This window comes from Nostoc sp. NMS8 (assembly GCF_017115045.1).
In the GTDB taxonomy this organism is placed as follows: Bacteria; Cyanobacteriota; Cyanobacteriia; order Cyanobacteriales; family Nostocaceae; genus Nostoc.
The window spans coordinates 203469-229470 of sequence record NZ_JABXKK010000068.1; the positions used below are offsets into that span (position 1 = coordinate 203469).

24 protein-coding genes are annotated in these 26002 nt (G+C 42.9%); 12 read left to right on the forward strand and 12 right to left on the reverse strand.

All coding sequences use genetic code 11. From position 1 onward, the window contains the following. Positions 1–42: 42 nt before the first annotated feature. The 3 genes from era to HWQ39_RS13730 all read right to left on the reverse strand — a co-directional run bounded on the left by era (position 43) and on the right by HWQ39_RS13730 (position 3434). Positions 43–1017, reverse strand: a complete 975-nt coding sequence (era, locus tag HWQ39_RS13720) for a GTPase Era (RefSeq protein WP_292845488.1) — start codon at positions 1015–1017, stop codon at positions 43–45. 278 nt (positions 1018–1295) lie between these two features. Continuing rightward, positions 1296–2678 carry a 1-acyl-sn-glycerol-3-phosphate acyltransferase gene (locus HWQ39_RS13725; RefSeq protein WP_292845490.1) on the reverse strand — a complete coding sequence of 461 codons (1383 nt, stop codon included), beginning with the start codon at positions 2676–2678 and terminating at the stop codon, positions 1296–1298. A gap of 186 nt (positions 2679–2864) precedes the next feature. Further along, positions 2865–3434: a Uma2 family endonuclease gene (locus tag HWQ39_RS13730; protein WP_292845493.1), complete on the reverse strand. Its 570-nt coding sequence runs from the start codon at positions 3432–3434 to the stop codon at positions 2865–2867. 215 nt (positions 3435–3649) lie between these two features. On the opposite strand from HWQ39_RS13730, the gene HWQ39_RS13735 reads away from it, so the two are divergent. Together HWQ39_RS13735 and HWQ39_RS13740 are read left to right on the forward strand one after the other, a co-directional pair. Then, a complete protein-coding gene (locus HWQ39_RS13735; RefSeq protein WP_292845496.1) occupies positions 3650–5464 on the forward strand; it encodes a proline--tRNA ligase in 1815 nt (604 codons plus the stop codon). Between the two features lie 302 nt (positions 5465–5766). Then, entirely contained in the window at positions 5767–6378 is a 612-nt protein-coding gene (locus tag HWQ39_RS13740) for a GerMN domain-containing protein (RefSeq protein ID WP_292845499.1), read from the forward strand. 85 nt (positions 6379–6463) lie between these two features. Here the strand turns inward: HWQ39_RS13740 and HWQ39_RS13745 are convergent, their stop codons facing one another. The 3 genes from HWQ39_RS13745 to efp form a co-directional block, all read right to left on the reverse strand. Further along, complete coding sequence (locus HWQ39_RS13745; RefSeq protein ID WP_104909018.1) at positions 6464–6811, reverse strand: metalloregulator ArsR/SmtB family transcription factor; 348 nt, start codon at positions 6809–6811, stop codon at positions 6464–6466. A gap of 62 nt (positions 6812–6873) precedes the next feature. After that, positions 6874–7431, reverse strand: a complete 558-nt coding sequence (accB, locus tag HWQ39_RS13750; RefSeq protein ID WP_292845502.1) for an acetyl-CoA carboxylase biotin carboxyl carrier protein — start codon at positions 7429–7431, stop codon at positions 6874–6876. 108 nt (positions 7432–7539) lie between these two features. Continuing rightward, the gene (efp, locus tag HWQ39_RS13755; RefSeq protein ID WP_292845505.1) at positions 7540–8097 is read right to left on the reverse strand and encodes an elongation factor P; all 558 of its coding nucleotides are present in this window, start codon (positions 8095–8097) and stop codon (positions 7540–7542) included. Between the two features lie 204 nt (positions 8098–8301). On the opposite strand from efp, the gene HWQ39_RS13760 reads away from it, so the two are divergent. Continuing rightward, positions 8302–9408 carry a peptidylprolyl isomerase gene (locus HWQ39_RS13760; protein ID WP_292845508.1) on the forward strand — a complete coding sequence of 369 codons (1107 nt, stop codon included), beginning with the start codon at positions 8302–8304 and terminating at the stop codon, positions 9406–9408. A 39-nt stretch (positions 9409–9447) separates the two neighbouring features. On the opposite strand, the gene HWQ39_RS13765 is transcribed toward HWQ39_RS13760, so the two are convergent. Next, positions 9448–10035 (reverse strand): Uma2 family endonuclease, encoded by a 588-nt coding sequence (locus HWQ39_RS13765; RefSeq protein WP_292845511.1) that lies wholly within the window; start codon positions 10033–10035, stop codon positions 9448–9450. A gap of 88 nt (positions 10036–10123) precedes the next feature. Here HWQ39_RS13765 and thiL point away from each other — a divergent pair, with 88 nt between their 5' ends. After that, positions 10124–11146: a thiamine-phosphate kinase gene (gene thiL / locus HWQ39_RS13770; protein ID WP_292845514.1), complete on the forward strand. Its 1023-nt coding sequence runs from the start codon at positions 10124–10126 to the stop codon at positions 11144–11146. 54 nt (positions 11147–11200) lie between these two features. Here the strand turns inward: thiL and HWQ39_RS13775 are convergent, their stop codons facing one another. Both HWQ39_RS13775 and nadD read right to left on the reverse strand, forming a co-directional pair. Beyond that, positions 11201–12214, reverse strand: a complete 1014-nt coding sequence (locus HWQ39_RS13775) for a type I glyceraldehyde-3-phosphate dehydrogenase (protein WP_292845517.1) — start codon at positions 12212–12214, stop codon at positions 11201–11203. Between the two features lie 116 nt (positions 12215–12330). Continuing rightward, complete coding sequence (gene nadD / locus HWQ39_RS13780; RefSeq protein ID WP_292845520.1) at positions 12331–12957, reverse strand: nicotinate (nicotinamide) nucleotide adenylyltransferase; 627 nt, start codon at positions 12955–12957, stop codon at positions 12331–12333. A gap of 403 nt (positions 12958–13360) precedes the next feature. Between nadD and murC the strand changes: the two genes are divergently transcribed. The 4 genes from murC to HWQ39_RS13800 all read left to right on the forward strand — a co-directional run bounded on the left by murC (position 13361) and on the right by HWQ39_RS13800 (position 17120). Next, positions 13361–14824 (forward strand): UDP-N-acetylmuramate--L-alanine ligase, encoded by a 1464-nt coding sequence (gene murC, locus HWQ39_RS13785; protein ID WP_292845523.1) that lies wholly within the window; start codon positions 13361–13363, stop codon positions 14822–14824. Between the two features lie 125 nt (positions 14825–14949). Continuing rightward, a complete protein-coding gene (murB, locus tag HWQ39_RS13790; RefSeq protein ID WP_292845526.1) occupies positions 14950–15951 on the forward strand; it encodes a UDP-N-acetylmuramate dehydrogenase in 1002 nt (333 codons plus the stop codon). Positions 15952–16132: 181 nt separating this feature from the next. Then, positions 16133–16480 (forward strand): YbaB/EbfC family nucleoid-associated protein, encoded by a 348-nt coding sequence (locus tag HWQ39_RS13795; RefSeq protein WP_179067011.1) that lies wholly within the window; start codon positions 16133–16135, stop codon positions 16478–16480. 160 nt (positions 16481–16640) lie between these two features. After that, on the forward strand, positions 16641–17120 hold the full coding sequence (locus tag HWQ39_RS13800) for a low molecular weight protein-tyrosine-phosphatase (protein WP_292845683.1): 480 nt from the start codon (positions 16641–16643) through the stop codon (positions 17118–17120). A 59-nt stretch (positions 17121–17179) separates the two neighbouring features. Here the strand turns inward: HWQ39_RS13800 and HWQ39_RS13805 are convergent, their stop codons facing one another. Then, a complete protein-coding gene (locus tag HWQ39_RS13805) occupies positions 17180–17863 on the reverse strand; it encodes a response regulator transcription factor (protein ID WP_292845530.1) in 684 nt (227 codons plus the stop codon). 466 nt (positions 17864–18329) lie between these two features. Here HWQ39_RS13805 and smpB point away from each other — a divergent pair, with 466 nt between their 5' ends. Next, a complete protein-coding gene (gene smpB, locus HWQ39_RS13810) occupies positions 18330–18797 on the forward strand; it encodes an SsrA-binding protein SmpB (protein WP_094349892.1) in 468 nt (155 codons plus the stop codon). 183 nt (positions 18798–18980) lie between these two features. After that, positions 18981–19262, forward strand: a complete 282-nt coding sequence (locus HWQ39_RS13815) for a WGxxGxxG family protein (protein WP_292845533.1) — start codon at positions 18981–18983, stop codon at positions 19260–19262. A 78-nt stretch (positions 19263–19340) separates the two neighbouring features. On the opposite strand, the gene HWQ39_RS13820 is transcribed toward HWQ39_RS13815, so the two are convergent. Both HWQ39_RS13820 and HWQ39_RS13825 read right to left on the reverse strand, forming a co-directional pair. Next, a complete protein-coding gene (locus HWQ39_RS13820; RefSeq protein ID WP_292845536.1) occupies positions 19341–20759 on the reverse strand; it encodes an IctB family putative bicarbonate transporter in 1419 nt (472 codons plus the stop codon). Between the two features lie 456 nt (positions 20760–21215). Beyond that, the gene (locus tag HWQ39_RS13825) at positions 21216–22769 is read right to left on the reverse strand and encodes a GAF domain-containing sensor histidine kinase (protein ID WP_292845539.1); all 1554 of its coding nucleotides are present in this window, start codon (positions 22767–22769) and stop codon (positions 21216–21218) included. A 742-nt stretch (positions 22770–23511) separates the two neighbouring features. Between HWQ39_RS13825 and HWQ39_RS13830 the strand changes: the two genes are divergently transcribed. Next, the gene (locus tag HWQ39_RS13830; RefSeq protein ID WP_292845542.1) at positions 23512–24705 is read left to right on the forward strand and encodes a DegT/DnrJ/EryC1/StrS aminotransferase family protein; all 1194 of its coding nucleotides are present in this window, start codon (positions 23512–23514) and stop codon (positions 24703–24705) included. A gap of 107 nt (positions 24706–24812) precedes the next feature. Further along, entirely contained in the window at positions 24813–25706 is an 894-nt protein-coding gene (gene crtB, locus HWQ39_RS13835; RefSeq protein WP_292845544.1) for a cyanoexosortase B, read from the forward strand. Positions 25707–26002 lie beyond the last annotated feature (296 nt).

A 26002-nucleotide genomic window follows, 5' to 3' on the forward strand; every position in this document is an offset into this window, starting at 1 on the left:
GTCCTTTGTCATTTGTCCTTATCAATGACCAATGACCAATTATTATTCTTCGACGCGATAGCCTAACTCTGCTAAACTGAGCCGCGACTGTCGCCATTTTGGCTGAACTTTCACAAATAATTCTAGGTAAACTTTACCAGCAATTAACTTTTGAATTTGTTCGCGAGCTTCACTGCCAATTGCTTTGAGCATCGCTCCACCTTTGCCAATGAGTATGCCTTTTTGGGAATCGCGCTCGACATTGATGGTAGCAAGTACACGGGTAATGCTGGGTGTTTCTTCTACTAAGTCAATGGCGATCGCTACTGAATGGGGTACTTCTTCACGAGTCAATAATAAAATTTGTTCTCGGATTAATTCACCCATAATAAAGCGTTCTGGTTGGTCAGTTACCAAGTCTGGGGGATAATATAATGGGCCAAGTTCTAAATGTTCAATTAATAATTCTTGAAGTTGCGGTAATCCTGCACTAGTCTTGGCAGAAAATTTCACGATTTCCCATTCATGAGATTGGGCCATCTGAGCGTAACTATCATCTAGATACTGAGAATCGTCCGGTTGTTGGTCGGTTTTGTTCACACCTAGAATCACTGGTGTTTTGCTGCGACTGAGTAATTCGGCAATATAGCGATCGCCTGCTCCACAAGCCACCGCTCCATCTACTACAAATAGCACTACATCTACTGATTCAATGGCAATTTTGGCATTTTGCACCAATACTTCGCCCAATTGATGATGAGGCTTATGAATTCCTGGCGTATCTACAAATATTAACTGCGCCTCTGGTGTCGTTAATATACCGCGCAATCGGTTACGTGTAGTTTGCGCTACTGGTGAAGTAATGGCAATTTTTTGTCCTACTAATTGATTCATCAAAGTAGATTTACCGACATTTGGACGACCAACGATGCCGATAAAACCTGATTTAAATTCAGGAGGAGCTTGGGGGATTGTTACTTCTCCTGAAAAAGAGAAAGTGTAATTATCAATACTAGTCACCTTTGGCTCCACCCTCATATTTTATAGCTGGGATAACTTGGTTTTTTCTGAGACACAAAACAAGCATAAAATTACCCTGGCATTTTTAGGGTTTTTTTGCCGAGGTTTAATCTACTACTGGCTCTACACTTATATTTTACAGCTGAGACAACTTTGTTTTGTTTTTAGACGCAAAACAAACATAAAATTACTTTGGCATTTTTTAGAAAGGACTTTTGCTTGACACCTCTTACACATTTATCTTTTTTTGTCAATATAACTTGAGGTATCTAAAGCAATTGTCCTTTCCATCCTGCTCAAATTAAAGCTTCCATCGCTTGTTGTAAATCATTTGTCACATCAGCAACAGCTTGTCTAGCACCCAAACGATTTTCTTGATATTTCGGGTAATATTCCGAAATAGATATAGGTTCGCCTATAGTTATTTTTACTTTTTGCTTACCCAATTGTGGACGCTGCACAGCTTTATTCCCTTTGATTTTAGCAATCATTTGCCATAAAATTAGAGTCGTCTCAGCAAACCTTTCTCCCGTTGGATTTTCACGAATATAATTACCCGAAACTGCCACAAAACTTTCTACTAAACGCATGTGCCACATCCGTGCATTCGCTTCTTCTGCAACGCGATCGCCTAAAGCTCTTTCGACAGCAGACACTCCTTTTACATCTTTAAATTCTTCTCTAAATATATAATTCCAACCTGCTTGCTCGACTCGGCGACAACGATCGCTCAAACTCCCTTTTGACTGTAAATTAAAATACTGCTCTGAGATTAACAGCGCTGCATTCAATAAAGCTTGTAAACGAACTGCTAATGCTTCATTTCTATCTGGAATTTGCCCGTTGACAATCTTGGGATCTGGCAGTTTTTGATGATAAAACCGGGTGTAAAATTCTTCCATGAGCAAAAGTAAATGTTCTGCCAAAGCCAACAACCGGGGATAAAGCGATTCTACCGAAGCCTGTTCTGGTGGATTTGCAGGTAAACCGCTAGCCGCCTCTAATTCACTTAAAAGATTAGCGATCGCATCCCAAGGAGCATCAACGTAATTATACTTAATCCCAACTGGTACAATCAAAACTTGTTGATCGTCTCCAGCTTTGTGCAAATCTTCAGCACACCAGAAGCCTAATTGGGCGATACCAGGTTCTAGAGGGCTGATATTCTCCGATAAACCATTGGTAGCACCTTCAGGCGCAGCCGCCATCGGGAATTTGCCATTGGCGAACAACTCACGCGCCGAACGTAACCCTGTCCAGTCAGCTTTACCTCGCTGAATCGGAGTCCCACCTAAATGAGAAGCAATCCAGCCAACGTGGGAACCTGCCCAGAGAGGAATGCCGCGATCGTAGATAAAATGAGCGTGAGTCGGAAATTGTAGTGTTGTACCTTGCGATCGCGCTGTCTTTGGCACAAGTTGAGACAGCAAGTAACCTAAACAAAGTGGATCGTCTGTTTTCGGATGGCGAAATGCCAGCATAAAACGGATCTTACCCTCCTGAAACTGGCGATAGAGATCCACCAGAACTTCTACGTTATCCGCTTCAATTTGGGTAATAGATGTTTGCCAATTTATCCAACTGGGTAGCAACAGATTAACGACTCGCAGCAATAAAGGGTTAAAGGCTGGAGGAATAAATTCTAAGGGTGCTTGTGCTTGATAAATTACATCTGCCAAGGTAGTTTCTCCTAAAGATGCCGTGATTTCTTTTAAGCTATCTTAGCCGCTGTAAGATACCCTGACGATTGAAGTCGCAGTCACACACGATAAAAAATGAAGCGTACCTACGCAGACTTATAGAGTATTTTTTATTGCGATGTAAAGTATGGGCAGATAATGGAGATTTAGCAGCACTTGCAAATTTTAATAACAGGATAGACTCAAGCTAAATCCTGGTAATACATTTTCACCCGATAATTGTGTAGGCAGATTTCGCACCTCTACATCTTGGTTTTGGCGATAAATTTCCACTTGCTGCTGTTGGGGATTTATCAACCACGCCAATTGCACTCCTGCACCTATATATTCGTGCATTTTAGAACGCAACATTTCCAAATCATCTGTTGCTGACCTTAATTCAATTACAAAATCGGGTGCAATGGGGGGAAATTTCCGTCTTTGTTCAGGTGTAAGTGCTTGCCAACGTTCTCGTTGAATCCAAGCGGCATCTGGGGAACGGTCAGCACCATTAGGTAATTTGAATATAGTAGAAGAACTGAAGGTAAATCCAAGGCCAGTTTGCCGATTCCAGATTCCCAAATCAATAATTAAATCTGCTTCTCGATTGCCGCTTTCACCTCCAACGGGGGACATAATGATTAATTCTCCCTTGGTAGTGCGTTCAAATTTCAATTCGCGGTTATTTTGGCATAAGTGATAAAATTGTTCGTCACTAAGGTGAACAGTGTCTAGTTTTAATGTCAAATGACTCATAACCTAGACCTTTAAATAGTTGCAAAGATTATATCATGCCATATCTTAACGGCTGTAAGATGCCGATCGCGCTTGCGCTTTGCCTACCTTGCAGGTTCAAAAACTAGGATACCTTCTGAATGCACCCAGGCGGACGAGGGTTTGTGTGGCCGCGATTTCTAATCGCGAGGTGGTTTATAAACAAATTAGAGATTCTGGAAAGGGAATAAACAACGATGCGACTATCACAAATGTTATTCGTTACACTCCGGGATGATCCAGCTGATGCTGAGATTCCTAGCCATAAATTATTACTCCGTGCAGGTTACATTCGTCGCATCGGTAGCGGTCTTTATGCTTATTTGCCGTTAATGTGGCGGGTAATGCAAAAAGTTTCCCAGATTGTGCGAGAAGAAATGAACGCGACAGGCGCACAAGAATGTCTTTTGCCACAATTACAACCTGCTGATTTATGGAAGGAATCGGGACGCTGGGACACTTACACCAAAGCTGAGGGAATTATGTTTTCCCTAATTGACCGCCGCGAGCAACAATTAGGATTAGGGCCAACTCATGAAGAAGTAATCACAGCGATCGCTCGTGATATGATTCGCTCTTATCGCCAGCTACCACTACATCTCTACCAAATTCAAACCAAGTTCCGCGATGAAATTCGTCCCCGTTTTGGTTTAATGCGCGGACGAGAGTTTATCATGAAGGACGGCTACTCTTTCCATACTAATGAAGCCAGCCTCAAAGAAACTTACCAGGATATGTATAAAGCCTACAGCAATATCCTACGGCGTTCTGGTTTAGCTTTTCGCGCAGTGGAAGCTGATTCTGGTGCAATTGGCGGTTCTGGTTCCACAGAATTTATGATTTTGGCAGAAGCGGGTGAAGACGAAGTTCTCTACACTGAGGACGGTAAATACGCTGCTAACGTAGAAAAGGCTGTTTCTTTACCAATTGACGCCGAAACCTCACGGTTTACAACCTACGAAAAACGCGATACACCTGGAACAGAAACCATTGAAAAAGTCTGTCAACTCCTCAACTCTTCTCCCACTCAATTAGTTAAAAATGTCCTTTATCAAACAGTTTATGATAATGGTATAACAGTGTTAGTTTTGGTGAGCATCCGAGGTGATCAGGAAGTTAATGAGGTCAAATTGCAAAATGAACTGACCAAATTAGCTTCTAAATATGGTGCTAAAACTATTATTAGTTTGAATGTGCCAAATGTAGAAGCCCAGCAAGCATGGACAACTAAATCTCTGCCTTTAGGCTACATTGCCCCGGATATCGCAGATGAGTATATTACTGCTAATAAACAGATTCATCCCAAGTTTTTGCGCTTGGTAGATCAAACAGCCGTTGATTTAAAAAACTTTGTTACAGGCGCAAATGAAGCTGGTTATCACGTAGTTGGTGCTAATTGGGGTGAGCAATTTAAGTTACCAGAGCGAATAGTAGATATCCGTAAGTCAAGATCAGGCGATCGCGCCATCCATAACCCAGAACAAACCCTTGCAAGCGCCCGTGGAATTGAAGCAGGTCACATCTTCCAATTAGGTACTAAATATTCCCAAGCGATGGGTGCAACTTATACCAATGAACAGGGTGAAGAAAAGCAGCTATTTATGGGTTGTTTTGGTGTAGGTGTATCACGATTAGCACAAGCTGCCGTCGAGCAATCTTACGATAAAGATGGGATTATTTGGCCAGTTGCGATCGCACCCTACCACGCGATCGTCACAATTCCCAACATTAAGGATGCTCAACAAATCGAAATCGCCCAAAAACTTTACACAGAACTCAATCAAGCGGGAATTGAAACCCTACTAGATGACCGAGACGAACGGGCGGGAGTGAAATTTAAAGATGCTGATTTAATTGGCATCCCTTATAGAATTGTAACCGGACGTGCGATCGCTAATGGCAAAGTTGAAGTTGTAGAAAGAGCCACCCGTAAATCTCAAGAAATAGTCATTGATGAAGTGACAACAACACTCAAAGGTTGGATTACAGAAGCAATAGGGCATACGGCATAAGTATGGAGAAGAGACAAGGAAGAGGGGGGAGACAAGGGAGAGACTTGTTCAATAATTTCCCCTTATCTTCCTTGTCCCCAACTCCTAACTCTTAACTTTTCACTCCCCACAATTTACATAATTTGGCAGGTGGGTGACGGATTAGAAATAAAAATCCTAGAATTGGATTAGGGACTTGCAGAATTAAAAGGCATCAAGTCTCCTCTAGGTTGTGGGAAACTCTCCACTTATAAGTATCGTCTTTAACCAGGCTGCTCCTCACATAACTACCATATCAGCCCTCAGTTAGGAAGGTTTTGAACATGAAAGACCAACAAGGATCTAATCGTATTTCTTCAGGCGTAATTGCAGCTGTATCAGCAGTGGTTGTAGCGGTGGGTGGTGGTGTAGCTTGGTTTACCACACAATCCAACAATACTCCCACACCGTCAAACCCTTCTGGGCAAATAGCTCAACCAGCACAACCATCAACTAGGCAGCCAGGTAATGAGAAAACCCCTAACGTTTACTGGCTAAGACCAAAAGACAAAAATGTTACTTTGGTTCCCCAGCCTGTTAAAGTAGCTTCTGTATTACCCAACCAAGCTTTAGAAGCAGCTTTCCAAAGTTTGTTAGCAGGCCCAACAGAAGGGACAGATTCAACAACCATCCCTAAAGGAACCAAGCTATTGGGACTGAAGGCGGAAAATAATGAAGTTCACGTTAATTTATCTGAAGATTTTACCGGCGGAGGCGGTAGCACCTCAATGATGGGCCGCGTGGGACAAGTTGTTTACACTGCGACAACTTTAAATCCCAAAGCCAAGGTGTACATTGACGTGAACGGCAAACCATTAGATGTTTTAGGCGGTGAGGGTGTAGAGATACAACAACCGCTAACTCGTGAACAGTTTCAGAAAGATTATCCCCTTTAAAAAAGTTAGGAGTTAGAAGTTAGGAGTGAGGAGTTTTAACTCATAACTCATAACTCATAACTCATAACTCGTAACTCTCTTAAACTTACCGTTTGCTATTTAATACACGAAAATTACGGGCTTGCTGCTCTAACCTTGTGGCGAGGCGATCGCAAACCCGATTACACAAATCAAAAATCATTTGATCTTCCACCCGGTAATAGGCGCAAGTTCCTTCACTGCGGCGGCTAAGGATACCTGCTTGCCACATTACCTTCAGGTGTTTTGACACATTTGCCTGAGAAGTCTGTGTTGCCTCTACCAACTCTTGCACGCATTTTTCTTCATCCCGTAATAAGTGTAGCAGCCGTAGGCGCATTGGCTCACTTAACAGGCTGAAGTATTCAGCTACTTGTTGCACCACTTCTGGTGGTAAAGGCAACGTTTGTTTCATCAGGGTTAACCCGCAAGGAAAGAAAATTTTAACAATGATTCACATCATATATACATTAATACTTAATCAGGGTTAATTCGCATCAAAGGTTGACCATATTCTACAGCGTCGCCATTATGTAGAAGAATTTCCATCACCTGCCCAGAGACTTCGGCTTCGATTTCATTCATCAGCTTCATGGCTTCAATGATACAGACCGTTTGACCCTTGCGGATGCGATCGCCCACTTCCACAAATGCCGCTTCTCCAGGCGCAGGAGCGCGATAAAACGTTCCTACCATTGGGGAAGGTACTTCTACTAATCTTTGGTCAATGGTTGAGGGAGGACTTACTGACAACTGCAATTGCGTACTAGTACCAGTATTCTCAAACACACGAGATGTGGACACCTCCGTTACCTGACTTCCGCTCACCTGGTTTCCCCCAGATGAACCTGATGTCAAGCCTGAACCTACCACACTGCCTAAAGTCCCTTGACCTACCGACAACATCTGATTGCTAATGCTCACAGCCTTACGGACTGTTAGTTCAAAATCATCGCTTTTGAGCGTGACTTCTGCAATATCTGTTTGTGCGATAGTTGCCAGAAGTTGGCGGATTTCATTAAAGTCCAATGGCACAGTTTTTATTACCTCGACCTATCCGTAAATTAGTATTTTAAGTGTGGCAGGGGATTAATCCCTATGTAGGGATTTAAATCGGGACTTGCATCTCCATAGAGATGAAAGTTATTCCCTGCTGATATATTTATCTTCCTGGGTATCAACTTTGATGCGTTCTCCTTGGGAAATAAACAAAGGAACCATCACAACTGCACCAGTTTCCAGAGTTGCTGGTTTTGAGCCACCTGTGGCGGTGTCACCTTTTAAACCTGGATCTGTTTGGACAATTTCTAGAACCACAGACTTAGGCAATTCTACTCCTAGCACCTGTTCGCCCCATTTAATAACTTCGGCTTCCATACCTTCCTTCAGGTATTTGACGCGATCGCCAATTTGTGCGCGAGTCAATCTACCTTCTTCGTATGTTTCCATATCCATAAAGACAAACTCATCGCCTTCTTTATAGGTATGCTGCATCGTGCTTTTTTCTAGAGTGGCTTGCGGCACTGTTTCCCCTGCGCGGAACGTTTTTTCCATTACGCTCCCACTCTGGACATTTTTTAGCTTAGTTCGTACAAAAGCGGAACCTTTGCCTGGCTTGACGTGTAGGAATTCAAGCACTCGCCATACAGACCCATCCAATACAATTGAAACACCGGGTCGAAAGTCGTTACTGGAGATCATGAAACTTTCAAATTTTGGAAGACAATCGGCATTTATTGTACCCTTCTAGGGTCGTCATTGGGCATTTGTCATTGAGTTAGTTGTCATTTGTCATTAGTTATTTATCCTCTGCCCTAGACCTCTGCTCCACTCATCACCTAACGTGGGAAGATTATTGATGGGTTACGTCCAGTCAACAATTCACTGCTGCATTTGAGTTATCCCATGCTTAACTTATTAAAATCCTGGCTGAAGAACAGCCTAATGGCAATACTGCTGGTAACAATATTTTTAGGCATAACTACAGCTGGGTGGACTCCCTCCAGTAGCGCCGCACTGCCAGCCGGCAATGCAATTACCGACGGAAAGGCTTTGTTGCGGTATGCACTCCCGATAGATAACAAACCTGTGCGGCAACTACAAGGCAGTTTAGAGGACATCTCTGCCCAACTGCGGGCGAATCGGCGTTGGGGTGCTATTTCCAAAGACATCAGCCAAGCATCCCGCATTCTCGATAAACCTTCCCAAATCTTAACAAGCGTTCCCGCAGAACGCCAACCCCAAGCCGAAGCTTGGATTACCGAGTTGAAATCTGGGGTGGGTAAATTGCAAGAATTGGCAAACAACAAAGATAAAGAACAAACTCTGCAAGAGAGAGGTAAACTGCTAAATCTAGTTACTCAGCTAGAAGAGTCAATGGTGAAACAATTCCCCTTTGAAGTCCCTGCTGAATATAGTAATCTGCCGCAACTTAAAGGTCGTGCCACTGTAGAAATCAAAACCAACAAAGGCGATTTGTCCCTTGTCGTGGATGGTTACAGCGCCCCCGTGACTGCTGGTAATTTTGTAGATTTGGTGCAGAGGGGTTTTTATAATGGTTTAGAATTTACCCGTTCTGAAGAATCTTACTTTCTCCAAACTGGAGATCCAACTGGGAAAGAGGTGGGTTTCATTGACCCCAAAACGGGCAAATATCGCGCTATTCCCTTAGAAATCTTAGTTCAAGGAGATAAAGCACCTACTTATGGCATTACTTTAGAAGAAGCTGGTCGTTACGTTGATATGCCAGTTCTACCTTTTTCTGCCTTTGGTGCAGTAGTGATGGCTCGTCCTGAAAGTGAAGTCAATGGTGGTTCATCACAATTTTTCTTCTTTTTGTTTGAACCAGAACTCACTCCTGCCGGACGCAACCTATTGGATGGTCGTTATGCCGTTTTTGGCTATCTCACCGAAGGCAGAGAAGTTTTGGATAAACTGAAAGCTGGTGACAAAATCGAATCAGCAAAAGTGGTTCAAGGGATAGAAAATCTGGTTGAACCGCAAGCTGCATAAGAAGAGAGCAGGGGGAGAATAATTCCTGTACAGACGCGATTAATCGCGTCTCCCCTGATTCAGATTTCCGGCGGTGAACACCTGATCAACTGTGATCGCTATTTCTGGAAAAGTCCGTGATCCAATTTGCTGATTGTCTGTAAAAACTGTTTCTTCATAAAATCCATCTTCGAGTAGTAACACTGAAATTTTTGCTTGTAGTGGGTCTACAATCCAATATTCAGGAACCTCTAAAGCGGCATATTCTGAGCGTTTATAACGATAGTCCCGTTTCACTGACTCTGGACTAACGACCTCGACAAACAGTAACGGCGGTGACTCAAATACTGCTGAAGCATTTAACAATTCTCTGGCTTGCTCCAGTGTCACTACACACAAATCAGTCAACCTAGATTTATTTCTACCCGTTCTCACCCCACTTTCTCGAAAACACAGCCAAGTAAAGTTACAACGTTTGATTTCTGCATCCAGTAATTGCTCAAGAAATTTGGCAATCAGGAAGTGTTCAATAGTTGGTGGGTTCATTAGCTCTAGCTTGCCATCCACCAGTTCATAATGAAAATCGCTACCATCATCATAGGTTAAGTACTCCTCAAATGTGATGCTGGTTACTGGTGTTGTTACCATTCCAACTGACTCCTAGACGATACCCTTATCTTAAACAGTAAAGTAATCATCAGTTTTCTTCGTAATTTTGCAACACGGAAAACCGATTGTGAACAGTGAGTTATCTTCTCAACACGTAAAAGACATTGGCGAACAAGGTCTTTTAGAAAGATTACAGCGTTTCTGTCCTCCAGAAATTATCGGCGATGATGCCGCAGTACTTGAGACTGCACCAGGGCAATCTTTGGTAGTGACTACAGATGTGCTGGTTGATGGCGTTCATTTTAGTAACCTCACCACTTCCCCAGAAGATGCAGGTTGGCGAGCTGCTGCTGCCAATTTATCAGATTTAGCAGCAATGGGTGCTTCTCCATTAGGAATCACTGTCGGGTTGGGACTACCCGGTGAACTTAGGGTGAGTTGGGTAGAACGCTTATACCAGGGAATGACAGAATGCCTGCAAAAATACAATACCCCAATTGTTGGGGGTGATGTAGTGCGATCGCCTGTGACTACTCTGGCAATTACCGCTTTTGGTCAAGTTAACCATAGTCAAATTATCCGCCGTTCTGCTGCTGTTGTGGGTGATGCGATCGTCGTTACAGGCGTTCATGGAGCTTCCCACGCTGGCTTAGAACTGCTCTTACATCCCGAATTAGGCCAAGACCTCAAAGATGCAGAACGCACGGCTCTAATCCGCACACATCAACGTCCACAACCACGATTAGATGTCTTACCAATCCTCTGGAAAATTTTAACTCCTAACTCCCAACTCTTCATTGCTGGTATAGATAGCAGTGATGGTTTGGCAGATGCGATTATCCAAATTTGCCGCGCCAGTGGTGTTGGCGCTGTTTTAGAACACAGACAAATTCCCGTACCAAAAACTTTTAATCATTGGTTGCCACCAGAGCAAGCGTTAAAATATGCTCTATATGGTGGCGAAGACTTTGAATTAGTCCTATGTTTACCACAAGAATTAGCATCAGCCTTAGTGCAACATCTTGGAGAAGGTGCGGCGATCGCAGGCAGGATTACAGCCGGATCGACAGTAATATTGCACGACGAGCAAAAAAAATTCCCTGACCAAGTTCTGAATCTTAGCCAGGGATTTCAACATTTTGGTCAATAGTCCTTTGTCATTTGTGATTTTTCCAATGACTAATGACCAATGACAAATGACAAATTATTGCCACTTCTCGGCTACTAATTCTGCCAAATCCAAAACTCGTTGGCTGTAACCCCACTCGTTGTCATACCATGCCATGACTTTTACTAAGTCATTACCCAAGACCAAAGTCAAGCTAGCATCAACAATCGAAGAAGCGTCATGACCTTGATAATCAGACGATACCAGTTCTAGATCGCTGTAGGCCAAAATACCTTTAAGTGGGCCTTCGGCAGCATCTTTGAGAGCTTGGTTAACTTCTTCAGTAATAGTACGCTTCTCAACCTGCACTACGAAATCTACCATTGAGACGTTCGGGGTTGGTACGCGCAAGGCAACGCCATTTAGCTTGCCTTTCAGGTCTGGGATAACTAGCGCCACTGCTTTCGCTGCACCAGTGGAGGTAGGTACAATGTTTATCGCTGCGGCCCTTGCCCGTCGCAAATCCCGGTGAGAAGCGTCTAGCAAGCGCTGATCGCCTGTATAGCTATGGGTGGTGGTCATCGTACCTTTGATAATGCCGAACTTATCGTTCAACACCTTGGCGATTGGTGCCAAGCAGTTGGTAGTACAGCTAGCGTTACTGATAATGTTGTGTACGTTGTGGTCATAGTCGTGATGATTCACACCAACCACAAAAGTGCCATCCTCGTTTTTACCTGGAGCGGTAATCAGAACTTTCTTGGCTCCAGCATTCACATGCTTGAGCGCCCCTTCTTTGCTAGTAAACACCCCGGTTGCTTCGATAATTAGGTCAATTCCCCAATCTCTCCAGGGCAAGTTTTCGGGGTTGCGATCGGATACGCACTTAATGGTCTTGCCGTTAACAATGATAGAGTTATCGTCGGCACTAACCTCAGCACCTTTGATCTTCCCTAGCATTGAGTCATACTTGAGCAGGTGAGCATTAGTTCTGGGGTCTGACGTGTCATTAATCGCGACAAGATCGATTTGACTATTCTCTCTACCCACCCAACAACGCGCAAAGTTACGTCCAATCCGCCCGAAACCGTTGATTGCAACTCTAATCACAGTACCTTGCCCTCTGTATTTATGCTTATATGTTGATATCGTTGACCCCAATCATATCGCAAAGGGGGGGGGCACTTATAACCATAAAGTGTTAGATCAATAAAAAAACACATAATTTATTCAGATTTGTGAGAGTAGAGATTGCTGTTAGTGATATATGATCTGACCGATTCCGGTACTAAATAACGAATTGACTGGCGTTCGCGGCGAAATTTGCGAATTAGACTTGACGAAACTCCTACTAAAGGTATATCCAAGAGTTGCCAGTGAATGGTGGACGATTGCTCTCTAAGTTGTTGCTCCACTTGCTTGCAGATTAATTTGCTTTGAGTTATAGTCTCACCACCTAGCAGTCGGGGTGCGATTAACCAATCACACATTTGCGCTAGTTCGTGTCCACGGTGCCAACGGGGTAAGGTTTGGAAAGTATCCAAGCCGACAATCCAGCACCAGTGAGTATTTGGGTAACAAGCAGATAAGTCAATCAGGGTGTTAATGGCATAAGAAGTCCCAGAGCGATTTGTCTCCACTAGTGAGACAGTAAACGCTGGGTTATCTTTTATGGCTAATTGCAGCATTTGTACACGATGCTCAAACAAAGCTGCTTCTTTGTGAGGAGGATTTAGGGATGGCACCCAAATTACCTTTTCAAGGCATACTTGATGCAAAGCTGTCTCGGCTACAAGCAAGTGTCCCCAATGAATTGGATCAAATGTGCCACCAAAAATTGCTAGTTGCTGCATCCAGTTATGCCTGGGTTTTATGCAATTGAAAAATAGTTTTATTACCAATGTACTATTTTACTCAATTCACGCCTAAACTTGATGCAATTTCAAATCAGTTTCACTAAACAATGTATTATGTAGCCAATTACAGTAAGGCAGCCAAATTTATGTATTTGACATTACAAGAATTTCTTTCCCGATGCGGCCAAAATTTTCAGAATAATCTTAAGAACAGTTCAAAAATAGCAAAAACCTCTAACCAAGGTAAAATCATTCTGAACAAAGAAAACCAGAGCAGAAACATCATTTGGACATCAAACATGAACATGATACAGGAGTAGTTACGGTAAAAATCAAATTCCTGTTATGATACGCGTGTCATTTGTGATTATGGTGTGGTGTGGTGTAAGAGGAGCAAGAAATGACTAATTCTGTAGATTTTAGTGGTAGACCATTTCATTTCATTGGCATCGGTGGCATAGGTATGTCTGCTCTGGCATACGTTCTCACAAAGCGTCAATTTCCAGTATCAGGTTCGGATCTTCGTCCAAACCATATTACGCGCAAGTTGGAATCTATCGGCGCTCATATTTTTGGTAAACAAGAGGCAAGCAATCTTGAATTCTTTCGACCTCAAGTATTGGCTAATGCAGTAGTATTAAATTCACAAGAACAATTAACTCCTGATACTAACTCGAAATTGCCTCAAGTCATTTGTTCAACAGCAATTAATACTAATAATTTAGAATACAAAGCAGCGCTGGAATTAGGTTGTCCAACTTTACATCGTTCAGATGTACTAGCAGCTCTAATTGCCGAGTACTACAGCATTGCAGTGGCAGGAACACACGGCAAAACGACAACCAGTAGTATGATTGGCTATATGCTTTTGGAAGCAGGTCTAGACCCAACGATTTTAGTCGGTGGCGAAGTCAATGCATGGTCCGGTAATGCTAGATTGGGACAAAGCCAATATTTGGTAGCCGAGGCAGATGAATCAGATGGTTCCCTGGTAAAACACGCTCCTGAAATTGGCATCATTACCAATATTGAACTCGATCATCCTGACCACTACGAGACATTAGAAGAAGTCATTGACATCTTCCAGACATTTGCTAAGAGTTGTAAAACCTTGATAGGTAGCATTGACTGTGCGACAGTGCGCGATCGCTTACAACCCACAATTACCTACAGCTTACACTCAGATACCAACGCTGATTACACCGTCACCAATATTGATTATCGGGCTGATGGCACCACTGCTTTGGTTTGGGAAAAAGGCAAAGCTTTGGGCGTATTGACATTGCGGCTGCTCAGTCGGCATAATCTCAGCAATGCCCTAGCCGCCGTAGCTGTTGGTCGCGCCTTGGGTTTAGAATTTGGAGCAATTGCCAAAGGTATCGCTACCTTTGAAGGAGCAAGACGACGCTTTGAGTTCCGAGGTGAAGTCAATGGCATTACCTTCATCGATGATTATGCCCATCATCCGAGCGAGATTCGCGTTACTCTCGCCGCAGCCCGTTTACAGGCAAGACCAGGGCAAAGAGTGGTTGCCATCTTCCAACCTCACCGCTATAGCCGTACACTCACCTTTTTAGAAGAATTTGCCGAGTCTTTTGCACATGCTGATTTGGTTGTGCTGACTGATATTTACAGTGCCGGTGAACCAAATTTAGGACAAATTAGTGGTGAAAGTCTAGCCGCAGAGATTGCTAAACAGCATTCTTCTGTCGTTTATCAACCAACTTTACCCGCAGTGTGTGAGTACTTGCTACAAACATTACGCCCAGGAGACTTGGCGTTGTTTTTGGGAGCTGGAAACTTGAACCAGGTGATTCCTGAAGTAATTACAACACTTTGTGAGCCTGCTAAAGCCACATCCTAAAGTGAAGACTTTGCAAAGTTTTATTTCTGAGCAAAGCGACCCTCTAGTAACGGTTTCAGAAGTTAACTCCATTACCGTATCTTTGCGGTAAATAAATGTAAAAATTTTACCAAGAAAAAGTAAAAATGACCATTTCCCAGGCCGCTGGAAACGTCTGCACAGTTTCTGCTTTGAATACAAAGAAACAGCAAACAGCTAATTCGGTGGAGAGTGAAGTAATTTACTTACCCAATACTGATTGTGCAATCAAGTCTCAGGCTTCTTTGTCAGCGTTCACTTCCTATAGAGTTGGGGGAGAAGCACAGTTGTACGTTTCCCCCCGAAATGTAGAAGCACTGCAAGCAAGTCTTAAATACGCAAAAGAACGTGATTTAAAGGTGACAACGCTGGGAGCAGGTTCTAACTTGCTGGTAAGCGATGGTGGTATATCAGGCTTAGTCATTGCGACTCGTCATCTCCGCTTCAGCAACTTTGACCCCCAAACCGGTCAATTAACCGTTGCTGCTGGAGAATCAATTCCTAGTTTGGCATGGGCAGCAGCGGAATTAGGATGGGAAGGTTTGGAGTGGGCTGTTGGTATCCCTGGAACAGCCGGGGGTGCAGTAGTCATGAATGCAGGGGCACATAATCGCTGTATTGCAGATATGTTAGTTAGTGCCCAGGTACTTTCACCCGATGGGACGCTAGAAACTCTTACCCCCGATCAATTAGGTTATAGCTACCGGACTTCATCATTGCAGGGTGGCGATCGCATCGTCACCCAAGCCACCTTACAACTTGCCCCAGGTGCAGACCCAGCAGCAGTTGTAGCAATCACCAAACAACACAAAAAGCATCGGTTAAGCACCCAACCATATAACTTCCCCAGTTGTGGTAGTGTGTTCCGCAATCCCAAACCTTACAGTGCTGGCTGGTTAATTGAACAAACTGGTTTGAAAGGCTACCAAATTGGCGGAGCGCAAGTAGCACTACTTCATGCTAATTTTATCGTTAACCGTGGTGGAGCAAAAGCTAGTGATATCTTCTGTCTCATTCGCCACATCCAACATCAAGTACAAGAACGTTGGTCTATTAATTTAGAGCCAGAAGTCAAAATTATCGGAGAGTTTCAAGGTGCTTGTGGATAGGGAGTGGGGAGTGGGGAATGGGGAATGGGGAAGAATTAATAACCAATGCCCAATCTCTAATGCCCAATTCCCTACTCCCATTCTATGAAGCATTAATTATTGGTAAAAAAAGAGTCAAATTACTTACCGCATCTATAATTGAATTTGATTTGTTATTCAACGCACACGCGTACAAATAATTATGACAGGAAAAGGACAGGGATTTGGCTTCGGCTTAGGAAAAATGAAAGAATTGGCTGAAGCTTTTAAGAAAGCGCAGCAAGTTCAAGAAGGTGCAAAGCGACTCCAAGAAGAATTGGAGCAAATGGAGATTCAAGGAGAATCTGGTGGTGGTCTGGTAAAAGTGATTGTCAGTGGGAACCAAGAACCCAAGCGGGTGGAAATTTCTCCAGAAGCTTTAGCAGAAGGTGCAGAAGTACTTTCCGATCTTGTAGCAGTGGCAATGAAAGAAGCCTACAACAAGTCCACAGCAACCATGCGAGAACGTATGGAAGAATTAACCAGTGGGTTGGAGTTACCTGGATTTTAGTCATTGGTCATTAGTCATTGGTGAGCCAGTGCGGTCTTGGGGGTTTCCCCCATGAGCAACTGGTGTTAGCGCAGCGTTAGCGACGTAGGAGCGTCACCCGAAGGGTCATTAGTCATTGGACAAAGGACAAATGACTATTGACAAAGGACAAATAATATCTATGCCTTACAAGTTACTGTTTGTCTGCTTAGGTAACATCTGCCGATCGCCATCGGCAGAAAATATCATGAATCATTTAATTGAGCAGGCTGGCTTGAGCGAGCGCATCCTCTGTGACTCTGCTGGGACATCTAGTTATCACATTGGTAGCCCACCTGACAGACGTATGAGTGCTGCGGCTGCTGCAAAGTTGGGAATTAAACTGCGTGGACGGGCACGCCAGTTTCAAAAGTCAGACTTTCAAGACTTTGATTTGATTTTAGCGATGGATCGAGAAAATTATGAGAATATCCTCACTCTTGATCGCACTCAGGAATATAAGCATAAAGTGCGTTTGATGTGCGAGTTTTGCTCTCGACACACTCTAAAGGAAGTTCCAGATCCCTATTACGGCGGTGAAGAGGGATTTAATCAGGTTATTGATTTATTGATCGATGCTTGTGAAGGTTTACTGACAAAAGTTAAAAGTGAGGAGTTATGAGTTAGGAGTTAGGAGTTAGGAGTTTTAATTTCTCACTTCTCACTTTTAACTCCTAACTTTTATTCCACCAGACCATGCTTCATCGCAAAACGCACTAATTCTGCTCGGTTGCTAGTTGAGGTTTTTCTCAATAAACTGCTAACGTATTTTTCTACAGTTCGAGGACTCAGGTGTAGCTGAAGACCCATTTCGGCATTAGAAAGACCATGAGTTAATAACTCTAAGACTTCTTGTTCTCTATGAGTTAGGGGTGAGTGCAGATGGGATGTCTGAATTTGAGTAGACAGAGAATTATGGACATCCCCCGCTTTTGTAGAGGCGGAAATACCCAAACTCTCTCTATGAGAAAAACGATACTCTGATTGGATAATTTGCGATCGCTCCAAAAGATTGCGGATTGCTGCTGCTAACTCTTCCAGTTCAAAAGGCTTGGGTAGATATAAATCGCACCCTGACTGGTAGCCCAGAATTCTTTCTTGGGTCTTAATGCGTGCCGTTAATAAAATTACAGGCAATAAACGAAACACTGGTTGCTGACGCACCCGACGCACTAGTTCATAGCCATTGATCCGTGGCATAACGATATCCGTGACAATCAAATCAGGATGATACTCATCCACCATAAACAAAGCCTCTTGACCGTCATTAGCCGTGATCACTGAGTAGCCAGACAGTTCAAGATAGTCGCTAACAGACAGACGAGTGCCCAAATCATCATCCACTATAAGGATCGTCAAGGGCATGGATAATACACCCCTAGCATTTTTTTACTCAGAAATTTACTTCTACGTGTTCCATGAGTGAACACAAACAATAATAGTGTTCTTATGTTTCATACTATGACAGGATTATCAGCTAATTACTGCCTTTAGGGCTGATTTATAAAGAAAATCTTAAATCCTTAGGAAGGTTAATGAAGTCTAACTCACCTTTGACTACCCGTGCTTGAGAGGCACAAAGACCTTTGTAATTTGTAACAACTCATCAATATTCTGATCGGCGCTAACGGAAACGTCTCCGGCTTTGCTCCTGACTCCTAAATTCTGTTTCGATAACTTAAATTTGCTAGAAAACTCTTAATTGTGAACTTAAAAAAGCTAGATTAGTGATATGTGGTTCAACATTCATAGCGGTTCTAAGATACACCCTATAATTTACAAGCCAATCCAAATAATTTTTTAGGTACATTTAAAGCACACAAAATTATCAATGAGCGACAAGAACGAAGGTTACAAAGTTATTTGCGACAACCGTCAAGCCCGTTATTTGTATGAAATTCTAGAAACTTACGAGGCTGGAATTGAATTGACAGGAACAGAGGTGAAGTCAATTCGTGCGGGGAAAGTCAATCTCCAGGATGGCTATGCTTTGCTTCGCAATGGCGAAGCATGGTTGATCAATGTGCATATCTCGCCTTACAACGCTAGTGGACAATATTTCAATCATGAACCACGGCGTACACGCAAGCTATTATTGCATCGTCAAGAACTCCGTAAGCTAATTGGCAAAGTCGAACAGCAGGGTTTAACTTTAATCCCGTTGAAAATGTATCTCAAACGAGGCTGGCTAAAAGTGAGTATAGCCCTTGGCAAAGGTAAAAAGCTCCATGATAAGCGAGAAGACCTGAAACGACGCCAAGACCAGCGTGACATTCAACGGGCAATGAAAAGTTATTGAGGATTTAGTGTTGCTAAACTACCACAGCCAGAGTGAGAAACAGACTGCTGTGAAAACCATGTTGTATGTCTACAGCGTGAGTTATGAAAATGTCTAGTTTATAGCCGCAGATTGATTTTCTTAAGGTTGAGACTCGATACAGTGGTGGGTAACTTCAGACGACACCAAGAATTTTCACAACTTATGAAAAGTAATTTCATTGCAGCTATTGGCGCTGGCGTTCTCACCTTGAGTATGGGAATTTTACCCTTATCCCTCTCTGCCCAAGCTCAGACAAGTAATGATACCGGAGCCAGTACTACTGCTCCAACAACGACTACTGACGATCGCAACGATTTTGATTGGGGTTGGCTAGGATTGCTTGGTCTCTTAGGTTTAGGTGGTTTGGCTGGTAAGAAGCGTGATGACCGGGCGACTGCTTATCGCGACCCTAATGCCCCAAGTGCTACTACCTACAGAGATTAGACAATTCAAAGTTTATTCATGGAAAATTCAAAAGTTGTCAGGTTGTCCAGTAAGAAAACAACTGACAACTTATTTATGTTAATTTACTGCTGGTTCTGAATTAGTTGAATTTGTCTGGTTTTGAGCTAAAGGTGTCCAGTAGCTAGCAATTAAGGCAACGATCAGCCACCAGAGGGTATTAACTTCAGGACGATACCAGACAGTATCTACAGTGCCGTGAGCTAGCATACCCAACAAAATAGCGATCGCTCCAATTAACCAAAATCCCTCAACACTTTTCACTTGTCGCAATCGTCGCACTTGCAAAAATGCCGTATTAAATGTGACAATTATGAGCCAGAGAAAGCAGGCTAAACCAACAAAGCCAGTTTCTACCGTCACTTCCAACAATATCGAATAGGCACTCAAAGCAGTGTAACGAGGGTGTTGGTAGAGTGGATAAACTTTATTAAAAGAGGCGTGACCAGGGCCAATGCCGAAAATTGGGCGATCGCGAATCATCTCAAAAACAGCATCCCACACATTTCGGCGAAAATTATTACTACTATCTTTACGGTCGGCAAAAATACTGAATACCCGCAGGCGCACTGGCTCTACAAATATCACTGCTAGCACTAATACCCCAATCAAACCTCCCAAGACAATCGGCAGTGACCAAGTACGCCAAAAACGAGGCATTTCCACGCTTTTCCAATAAACTAGCAATGCCATCGCAGCTAAAAATGCTACCACTAGTCCAATCCAACCGCCACGACTAAAAGTCAGAATCAGGCAGGAAGTATTGACAATTAACATTGTTAATGCTAGAGCTTTTTTAAGCCAGCTTTGCCATGCAAAAATTGCCACTAGGCTAAAAATTACTGCTGGTAAAAGGTATCCAGCTAATAAGTTGGGATTGCCTAAATAACTGTAGACTCTTGTCGTCTTAGACAGAGGAGATTCTGGATCAACCCAAGTCGCTAGTGCTGTGGCTCCAAAAAACCATTGTCGCAACCCATATACGCTGACAATTAACGATACATGCAGATAAAGAATGATAATCCAAGACCGGAGGCGAGGCGACCTTAATACCCTGGCACAAAGGGTAAATAGTAGCAAATACAAGGTCAACGTACCCAAGTCATTAAGTGCTGCCTTTTTTACTGGTGATAATGCTGTTGCAACTGCGGCAACTCCCCAGTAGAGCAATACCAGTAAGTGAATCGGAGTGACTGACGAAACATTTGTTGTTGTGACTTCATCAGAAAGAGTCAACAACAGCCAAAATCCGGCACAAGCCACTAGCAACAAACCCACCAACGTACTCGAAGCAAAAGGTGCAAGAGCATATATTAAGCTGAGTAAAGCAGTTGAGATCGCATCTCCCCACTGGAGCAAGATGCTGGTTTGCCGCCAAGAACTTAACAGTCCCACCAGAGAGCGGTGTACATAACTGCTAGCAAGATATTCTTTGAGCGGTAAAGATGATAAAGTAAATCGTTGCCAGACTAAATTCATAAAAAACATTGCGATCAATTAGCCTGCCGACGCAGAACTTGGAATTGATCATAGTGCATACCTCTATAAAAAGGTAATGACGGAAATTGTACATCGTCTATGGCGCTCTTATTCCTAGCCATTAATCACTACCTTTAATCTAAAACCACCTTAGTCAATAGGAAGTTAAGATAGTTTTTCATGTACTTAGTACAACTTTACGTAAAATCGTGGTGAATTGAGGGTTGAAATTTTAATGCCGATACGCTTCTCTACGAGACGCTACGCGTAGCTTGCTTCCCCGTAGGGGTATGCTTTCCCGCCGCGTCGAGGCAAGGGCCAAGGCACACAGAGAATTCGCTACAAATTAATGATTTATAGATAAAAAATACGTCTTTCCCAATCCCAAGTTCCCAATCCCCATTACCCCTTATCCCCAGAGGGGGCCCCACCTTCCCCAATCCCCAATCCCCAAGATTAGACATCACTAATTGCTTGTGAAGGAGTCGCCACTTGCAGCGGCAAAGAAAGCACATAACGATATCCTGATTCTGGCGAACCTTGAATCAAAATGTGTCCACCATGCAATTCTGCCAGTTGACAACTTAGTAATAGACCCAAGCTTTCACGAGAAAGACTTCCATGTGATTTAGCTAAATTTATACCGGAACTAGTAGCAAAGAATTTTGCGTGGGAATCACTCGAATTTTTGGAATTATCCACCGCTACTGATGAAGCATCTAGTTGCTCTTGGCCTTCTGCATGAGGATTGTAAGTTCCTACCTCACCTGTCAATTCCAGCAGCGACAAGGAATTAAGACGAAAATAGGGATCAACCTCAGTGATGCCATCTCCCAGCCAAGGATGGGAAACCCAAATAGTAATGTTGAGCGTATCTTCCTTGTAAGAAACATGAATGCGAACAATGCTACCTGTAGCCGAAAGTTGAATTACACTAAAAACCAGGTGATAGAGGATTTGCCGCACCTTGTCTTTATCTAAAGGCCAAATGCGATTGCGTCCCGGTTCTATAGACAGGCGAATATCTTGCTCGCGGCGGTTAGCCACTTCTTCTAGGGTATTGATAGCTTGTTGGCACAGCATTTCAATATCCACAGGAGCTAGATTTAGCGCAGTTGAGTTTTCATCCATAGCTCCTAGTTCGGTAATTTCGTTTACTAGAGAAAGTAAGTACCGACCACTGTGTTGGATGATTTCTAAATATTCTCTCTGCTTAGTTGTCAAAGGGCCATAAATCTCACGTCCTAAAACACTAGCCATACCGAGTACAGATGTTAAGGGCGTGCGTAACTCCTGAGTTAGCTGACCCAAAAGTTCTAGTTTCAGTTGCTTGGTAGAAATAGAGTCGCTATCTTTAGTAGATGCGGTGATTTTAACCTCAGTATTACGTTCGTCATTGAGTGAAAATATTGGAGCGTTTTTGGGAGTGCTTGATTCAAGTTTCCCTTGTAGGAGTCGGTTACGCTCAAATTCACTCATGCTCCAACGAGCGATGATTTGTAAAAACTCAATGTCTCGGTTTGTAAAATTGCGTGGGACTAAATCCATCACCGCCAATGCACCCAAACAATGTCCTTCAGCATCTATCAGTGGCGCTCCTAAGTAAGCACGAATACCATAATCTTGCACTAACTTGCTGCTAGCAAGTACTGGATCTGTAAGCTTATGTGTATCATTAATTACAAATATTTGTAAACTCTCTACTACCTGAGTGCAAAAGGATTCCCGGCGTAACAGTTGGCGGCTTTGTGCCAAATGATTCATCAATCCCAGTCTAGATAAGCCCACCGACGACTTGAACCAGTGACGTTCTTGATCCACAAATCCCAATATGGAAATTGGTGCTTCCAAAAAGTGGGCAGCAGTCTGTGTGGCTTCTTCAAAAACTGGAATCGTTTCTGGTTGCCGCAAACCTAAATCTGACAAAGCTTTGAGGCGTTGTTGTTCTCTTGATTCATGAGAATCCCAACCATCCTTTAGGGCAAATAATTTGTTTTCAGGCTCTATCATTGCCACTGCTACCTTAATAATTTCTCGATTTTGTAATTGATATAAGCTCTATTTCTAGGTTATCAATTGCTATTTTTAAGCATTCCCTAATTTTGCCTCCGACAAACAAATTTAGGGCAAAAATTTTTTATCCCTTCCCTTAAGCCGGCGAAGTGTGTCCGCTAGTTACTACTTACTGATGCTGAATGTTCTTTGTTGATCGCTGGTGTAGTCTTTATTGCTTGAGATTTTGCAATCAGGCGCGTTAGATTTGGATTCAGCTAGGGTAAGCTAATTCTAGAGACAGAATGTAAAGGCAGTGTCATTCTCGATCTATATAAGCGAAAACTTTTACTGACTTGTTTAAAGTAAATTTACTGAAAATAACTAGCATATTAGTGTAATTATATATAGCCACTTTTACCGATAACATCTAGCACCAAGAAATGATAATCCTAGTACAGTATGACGTAAATAGACTAAGCATATTTCTATGGGGAAGCAAGCTACAAATTAGTCAAAAGCTTAGTTGAAAAGCTTTTTGCATTTTGAGAGAAGTTGGAATGGCAATTTTGGAATAAGTCTGATGGTAACTTCGAGGAAGCAAATGAATAGGGGATGATTTTGAATTATCCCTAGTCTACAAGATAGTTGATCTAACTCCCGATCCAATAGATTAAATCTATTACAATTTCACACTGAAAATTAGGCGGGCGGTTCTATTTTTGGCATACGAGAAAATATTTGTTGAGGACAACTGGTAATGAATAAAATGACTATTAGAGTTCCTTTTGTAGATTTGAAATTACAACATGAACCAATACAAACGCAATTGCAAGATGCAATCCAATCTGTATTGGAACGGGGAGACTTTATTTTAGGGCAAGCACTCTCAGATTTTGAAGCAGCATTTGCGGTAGCGTCTGGAGCAGCTTACGGGGTTGGTGTTGCATCAGGAACAGATGCGATCGCTCTAGGATTACAAGCCTGTAATATCGGTGCTGGCGATGAAGTAATTTTACCAGCAAACACTTTTATCGCAACCTTAATCGGGGTGCTACGCGCTGGTGCCAAGCCCATTTTGGTAGATTGCGATCGCCAAACAGCTTTAATTGATTTAGAATCCGCAGCAAAGGCAATTACATCTCAGACTAAAGCTATTATCCCTGTGCATCTCTATGGGCAAATGGTATCACCAGATGATTTAATTAATTTTGCCGATACCTACAAACTACTAATTTTTGAAGATGCCGCCCAAGCACATCTTGCCCAAAGAGATGGATATTATGCTGGTTCAGTAGGAATAGCAGCAGCTTTTAGTTTCTATCCCAGCAAAAATTTGGGAGCATTTGGAGATGGAGGAATGCTGCTGACACGGGATTCAAATGTAGCCCAGAAGATGGTGCGCTTGCGAAATTATGGTGCATCGCAAAAGTATTTTCATACTGAACCAGGTACAAATAGCCGCTTGGATACTTTGCAAGCAGCGATTTTACATAAAAAATTACCATATTTGCCAAAGTGGAATCGCGATCGCTTGACTATTGCCCAGCAGTATGATTCAGAACTAGCACCTTTAGCCACTGCTGGGATTATTCCTATAGAAAACCAAAGTGATACAGGACATGTGTATCATCTTTACGTGATTAAAGTTGATGATTCTTGCCCAATAGAACGCCAGCAACTCCAGGAAAAACTCACAGCAGCGGGGATTCAAACTGGCATTCATTACCCAATTCCTTGTCATCTCCAGCCAGCATTTAGCAACTTAGGCTATCAGCCGGGAGATTTTCCCCAAGCAGAGAAGTTATCACAGCAAATATTATCATTACCGATGTATCCTGGTTTGAGCAGTAGCCAAGTTAAAGAAGTTGTAGCTGCGATCGCTAATTCAGTCTCAGCAAGTTATGAGGCAAATGAACTCTCTCTTGCTGACCTTAGCAGCGTGGTAGCCTGAAGTTAATTCATACCTAAATTTACGTCTAAATCTTTGTCATTTGTCCTTTGTTTAAAACCAATGACTAATGACCAATGACCAATGACCAATGACTAATACTGAAAATCATGGCACTCCGGCAACAGGTTAAAAACATAAACGCATCAGGCTTGTTAAATCTAGCTATTTTAGGCGTTTTGCTGCTGCTTTATGCTCCGATATTGCTACATTGGTTGGATGGTTGGCTATACAAAAATATTAGTACAGAACACGAATATTTTAGCCACGGGATTATTGGTCTACCATTCGCGGCTTATCTGGGCTGGATAAACCGGAAAAAATGGAGACGTTTACCAGATACCATCCATCCTTTGGGCGCTGTTTTCTTGTTATTAGGAGCAGTTTTTTATCTTAGCGGTGTTACAGAGTGGGTTAACCTTTCCTTGCCCGTTATATTAGTAGGATTATGCTTGTGGTTTAAGGGAATATCAGGTTTGAGACTGCAAGGATTTCCCCTGCTACTAGTATTTTTGGCAACCCCAACGGCATTACCCTATCTCATTGCACCCTATACTTTGCCTCTCCAGAGCTTTATCGCTGGTGCGGCAGGTTTCATACTAAATCAATTTGGTATGGAAGTAACTGTAGATGAGATAAATCTGTATGTGGGAGGACGGATTGTAGAAGTTGCCCCCTATTGTGCGGGGTTGAAAATGTTATTTACTACTCTTTACGTCGGTCTGATGCTGCTTTATTGGACAGATGCTTTGTCTTCACGCCCCACAACTATATCGTTTTTATCTATTGCTGCGATCGTTAGTACTAGTGCCAATATCATTCGTAATACTTTACTGACTTTCTTTCACGGCACAGGACAAGAAGCGGCCTTTAGATGGCTACATGAGGGTTGGGGTGGCGATCTTTACTCTGCTTGTATGCTGGTGTCATTAGTACCCTTACTGAATTGGATTAATAACTATTTCTCGACATCTCCAGAAACTCAGCAAGAAGCAGAAAGTTGAACTGGGGATTGGGGATTGAAGAAGAGGCAGGGGGCAGAGAGCAGGGAGCAAGTGTGATAGTTCAGATGGGGATTCGACCTATTCCTGTTCGAGAAACACTTAACTCTTATTGGGGGACGTAAGAATATGTTCTCCCCTTCATTCCACGGCAGGGGTCAGGGGTCATTTCTCCCGCTCCCTGCTTCTCCATCTCCAAATTGCCCACTTCCTTAATTTTTCATCCCTTATACGTAAGTCCTAAATATTACTGAACTCACAATGTTATTTTATAAAGTAAAATTTTGCGTAAGTATTGC

Excerpts from the sequence above, each read along its gene's own strand:
- era (WP_292845488.1), bottom strand. The coding sequence starts at position 1,017 with ATGAGGGTGGAGCCAAAGGTGACTAGTATTGATAATTACACTTTCTCT.
- HWQ39_RS13730 (WP_292845493.1), bottom strand. The coding sequence starts at position 3,434 with ATGAGTCATTTGACATTAAAACTAGACACTGTTCACCTTAGTGACGAA.
- HWQ39_RS13735 (WP_292845496.1), top strand. The coding sequence starts at position 3,650 with ATGCGACTATCACAAATGTTATTCGTTACACTCCGGGATGATCCAGCT.
- HWQ39_RS13740 (WP_292845499.1), top strand. The coding sequence starts at position 5,767 with ATGAAAGACCAACAAGGATCTAATCGTATTTCTTCAGGCGTAATTGCA.
- HWQ39_RS13745 (WP_104909018.1), bottom strand. The coding sequence starts at position 6,811 with ATGAAACAAACGTTGCCTTTACCACCAGAAGTGGTGCAACAAGTAGCT.
- efp (WP_292845505.1), bottom strand. The coding sequence starts at position 8,097 with ATGATCTCCAGTAACGACTTTCGACCCGGTGTTTCAATTGTATTGGAT.
- HWQ39_RS13760 (WP_292845508.1), top strand. The coding sequence starts at position 8,302 with ATGCTTAACTTATTAAAATCCTGGCTGAAGAACAGCCTAATGGCAATA.
- HWQ39_RS13765 (WP_292845511.1), bottom strand. The coding sequence starts at position 10,035 with ATGGTAACAACACCAGTAACCAGCATCACATTTGAGGAGTACTTAACC.
- nadD (WP_292845520.1), bottom strand. The coding sequence starts at position 12,957 with ATGCAGCAACTAGCAATTTTTGGTGGCACATTTGATCCAATTCATTGG.
- murC (WP_292845523.1), top strand. The coding sequence starts at position 13,361 with ATGACTAATTCTGTAGATTTTAGTGGTAGACCATTTCATTTCATTGGC.
- murB (WP_292845526.1), top strand. The coding sequence starts at position 14,950 with ATGACCATTTCCCAGGCCGCTGGAAACGTCTGCACAGTTTCTGCTTTG.
- HWQ39_RS13795 (WP_179067011.1), top strand. The coding sequence starts at position 16,133 with ATGACAGGAAAAGGACAGGGATTTGGCTTCGGCTTAGGAAAAATGAAA.
- HWQ39_RS13800 (WP_292845683.1), top strand. The coding sequence starts at position 16,641 with ATGCCTTACAAGTTACTGTTTGTCTGCTTAGGTAACATCTGCCGATCG.
- HWQ39_RS13805 (WP_292845530.1), bottom strand. The coding sequence starts at position 17,863 with ATGCCCTTGACGATCCTTATAGTGGATGATGATTTGGGCACTCGTCTG.
- smpB (WP_094349892.1), top strand. The coding sequence starts at position 18,330 with ATGAGCGACAAGAACGAAGGTTACAAAGTTATTTGCGACAACCGTCAA.
- HWQ39_RS13815 (WP_292845533.1), top strand. The coding sequence starts at position 18,981 with ATGAAAAGTAATTTCATTGCAGCTATTGGCGCTGGCGTTCTCACCTTG.
- HWQ39_RS13820 (WP_292845536.1), bottom strand. The coding sequence starts at position 20,759 with ATGAATTTAGTCTGGCAACGATTTACTTTATCATCTTTACCGCTCAAA.
- HWQ39_RS13825 (WP_292845539.1), bottom strand. The coding sequence starts at position 22,769 with ATGATAGAGCCTGAAAACAAATTATTTGCCCTAAAGGATGGTTGGGAT.
- HWQ39_RS13830 (WP_292845542.1), top strand. The coding sequence starts at position 23,512 with ATGAATAAAATGACTATTAGAGTTCCTTTTGTAGATTTGAAATTACAA.
- crtB (WP_292845544.1), top strand. The coding sequence starts at position 24,813 with ATGGCACTCCGGCAACAGGTTAAAAACATAAACGCATCAGGCTTGTTA.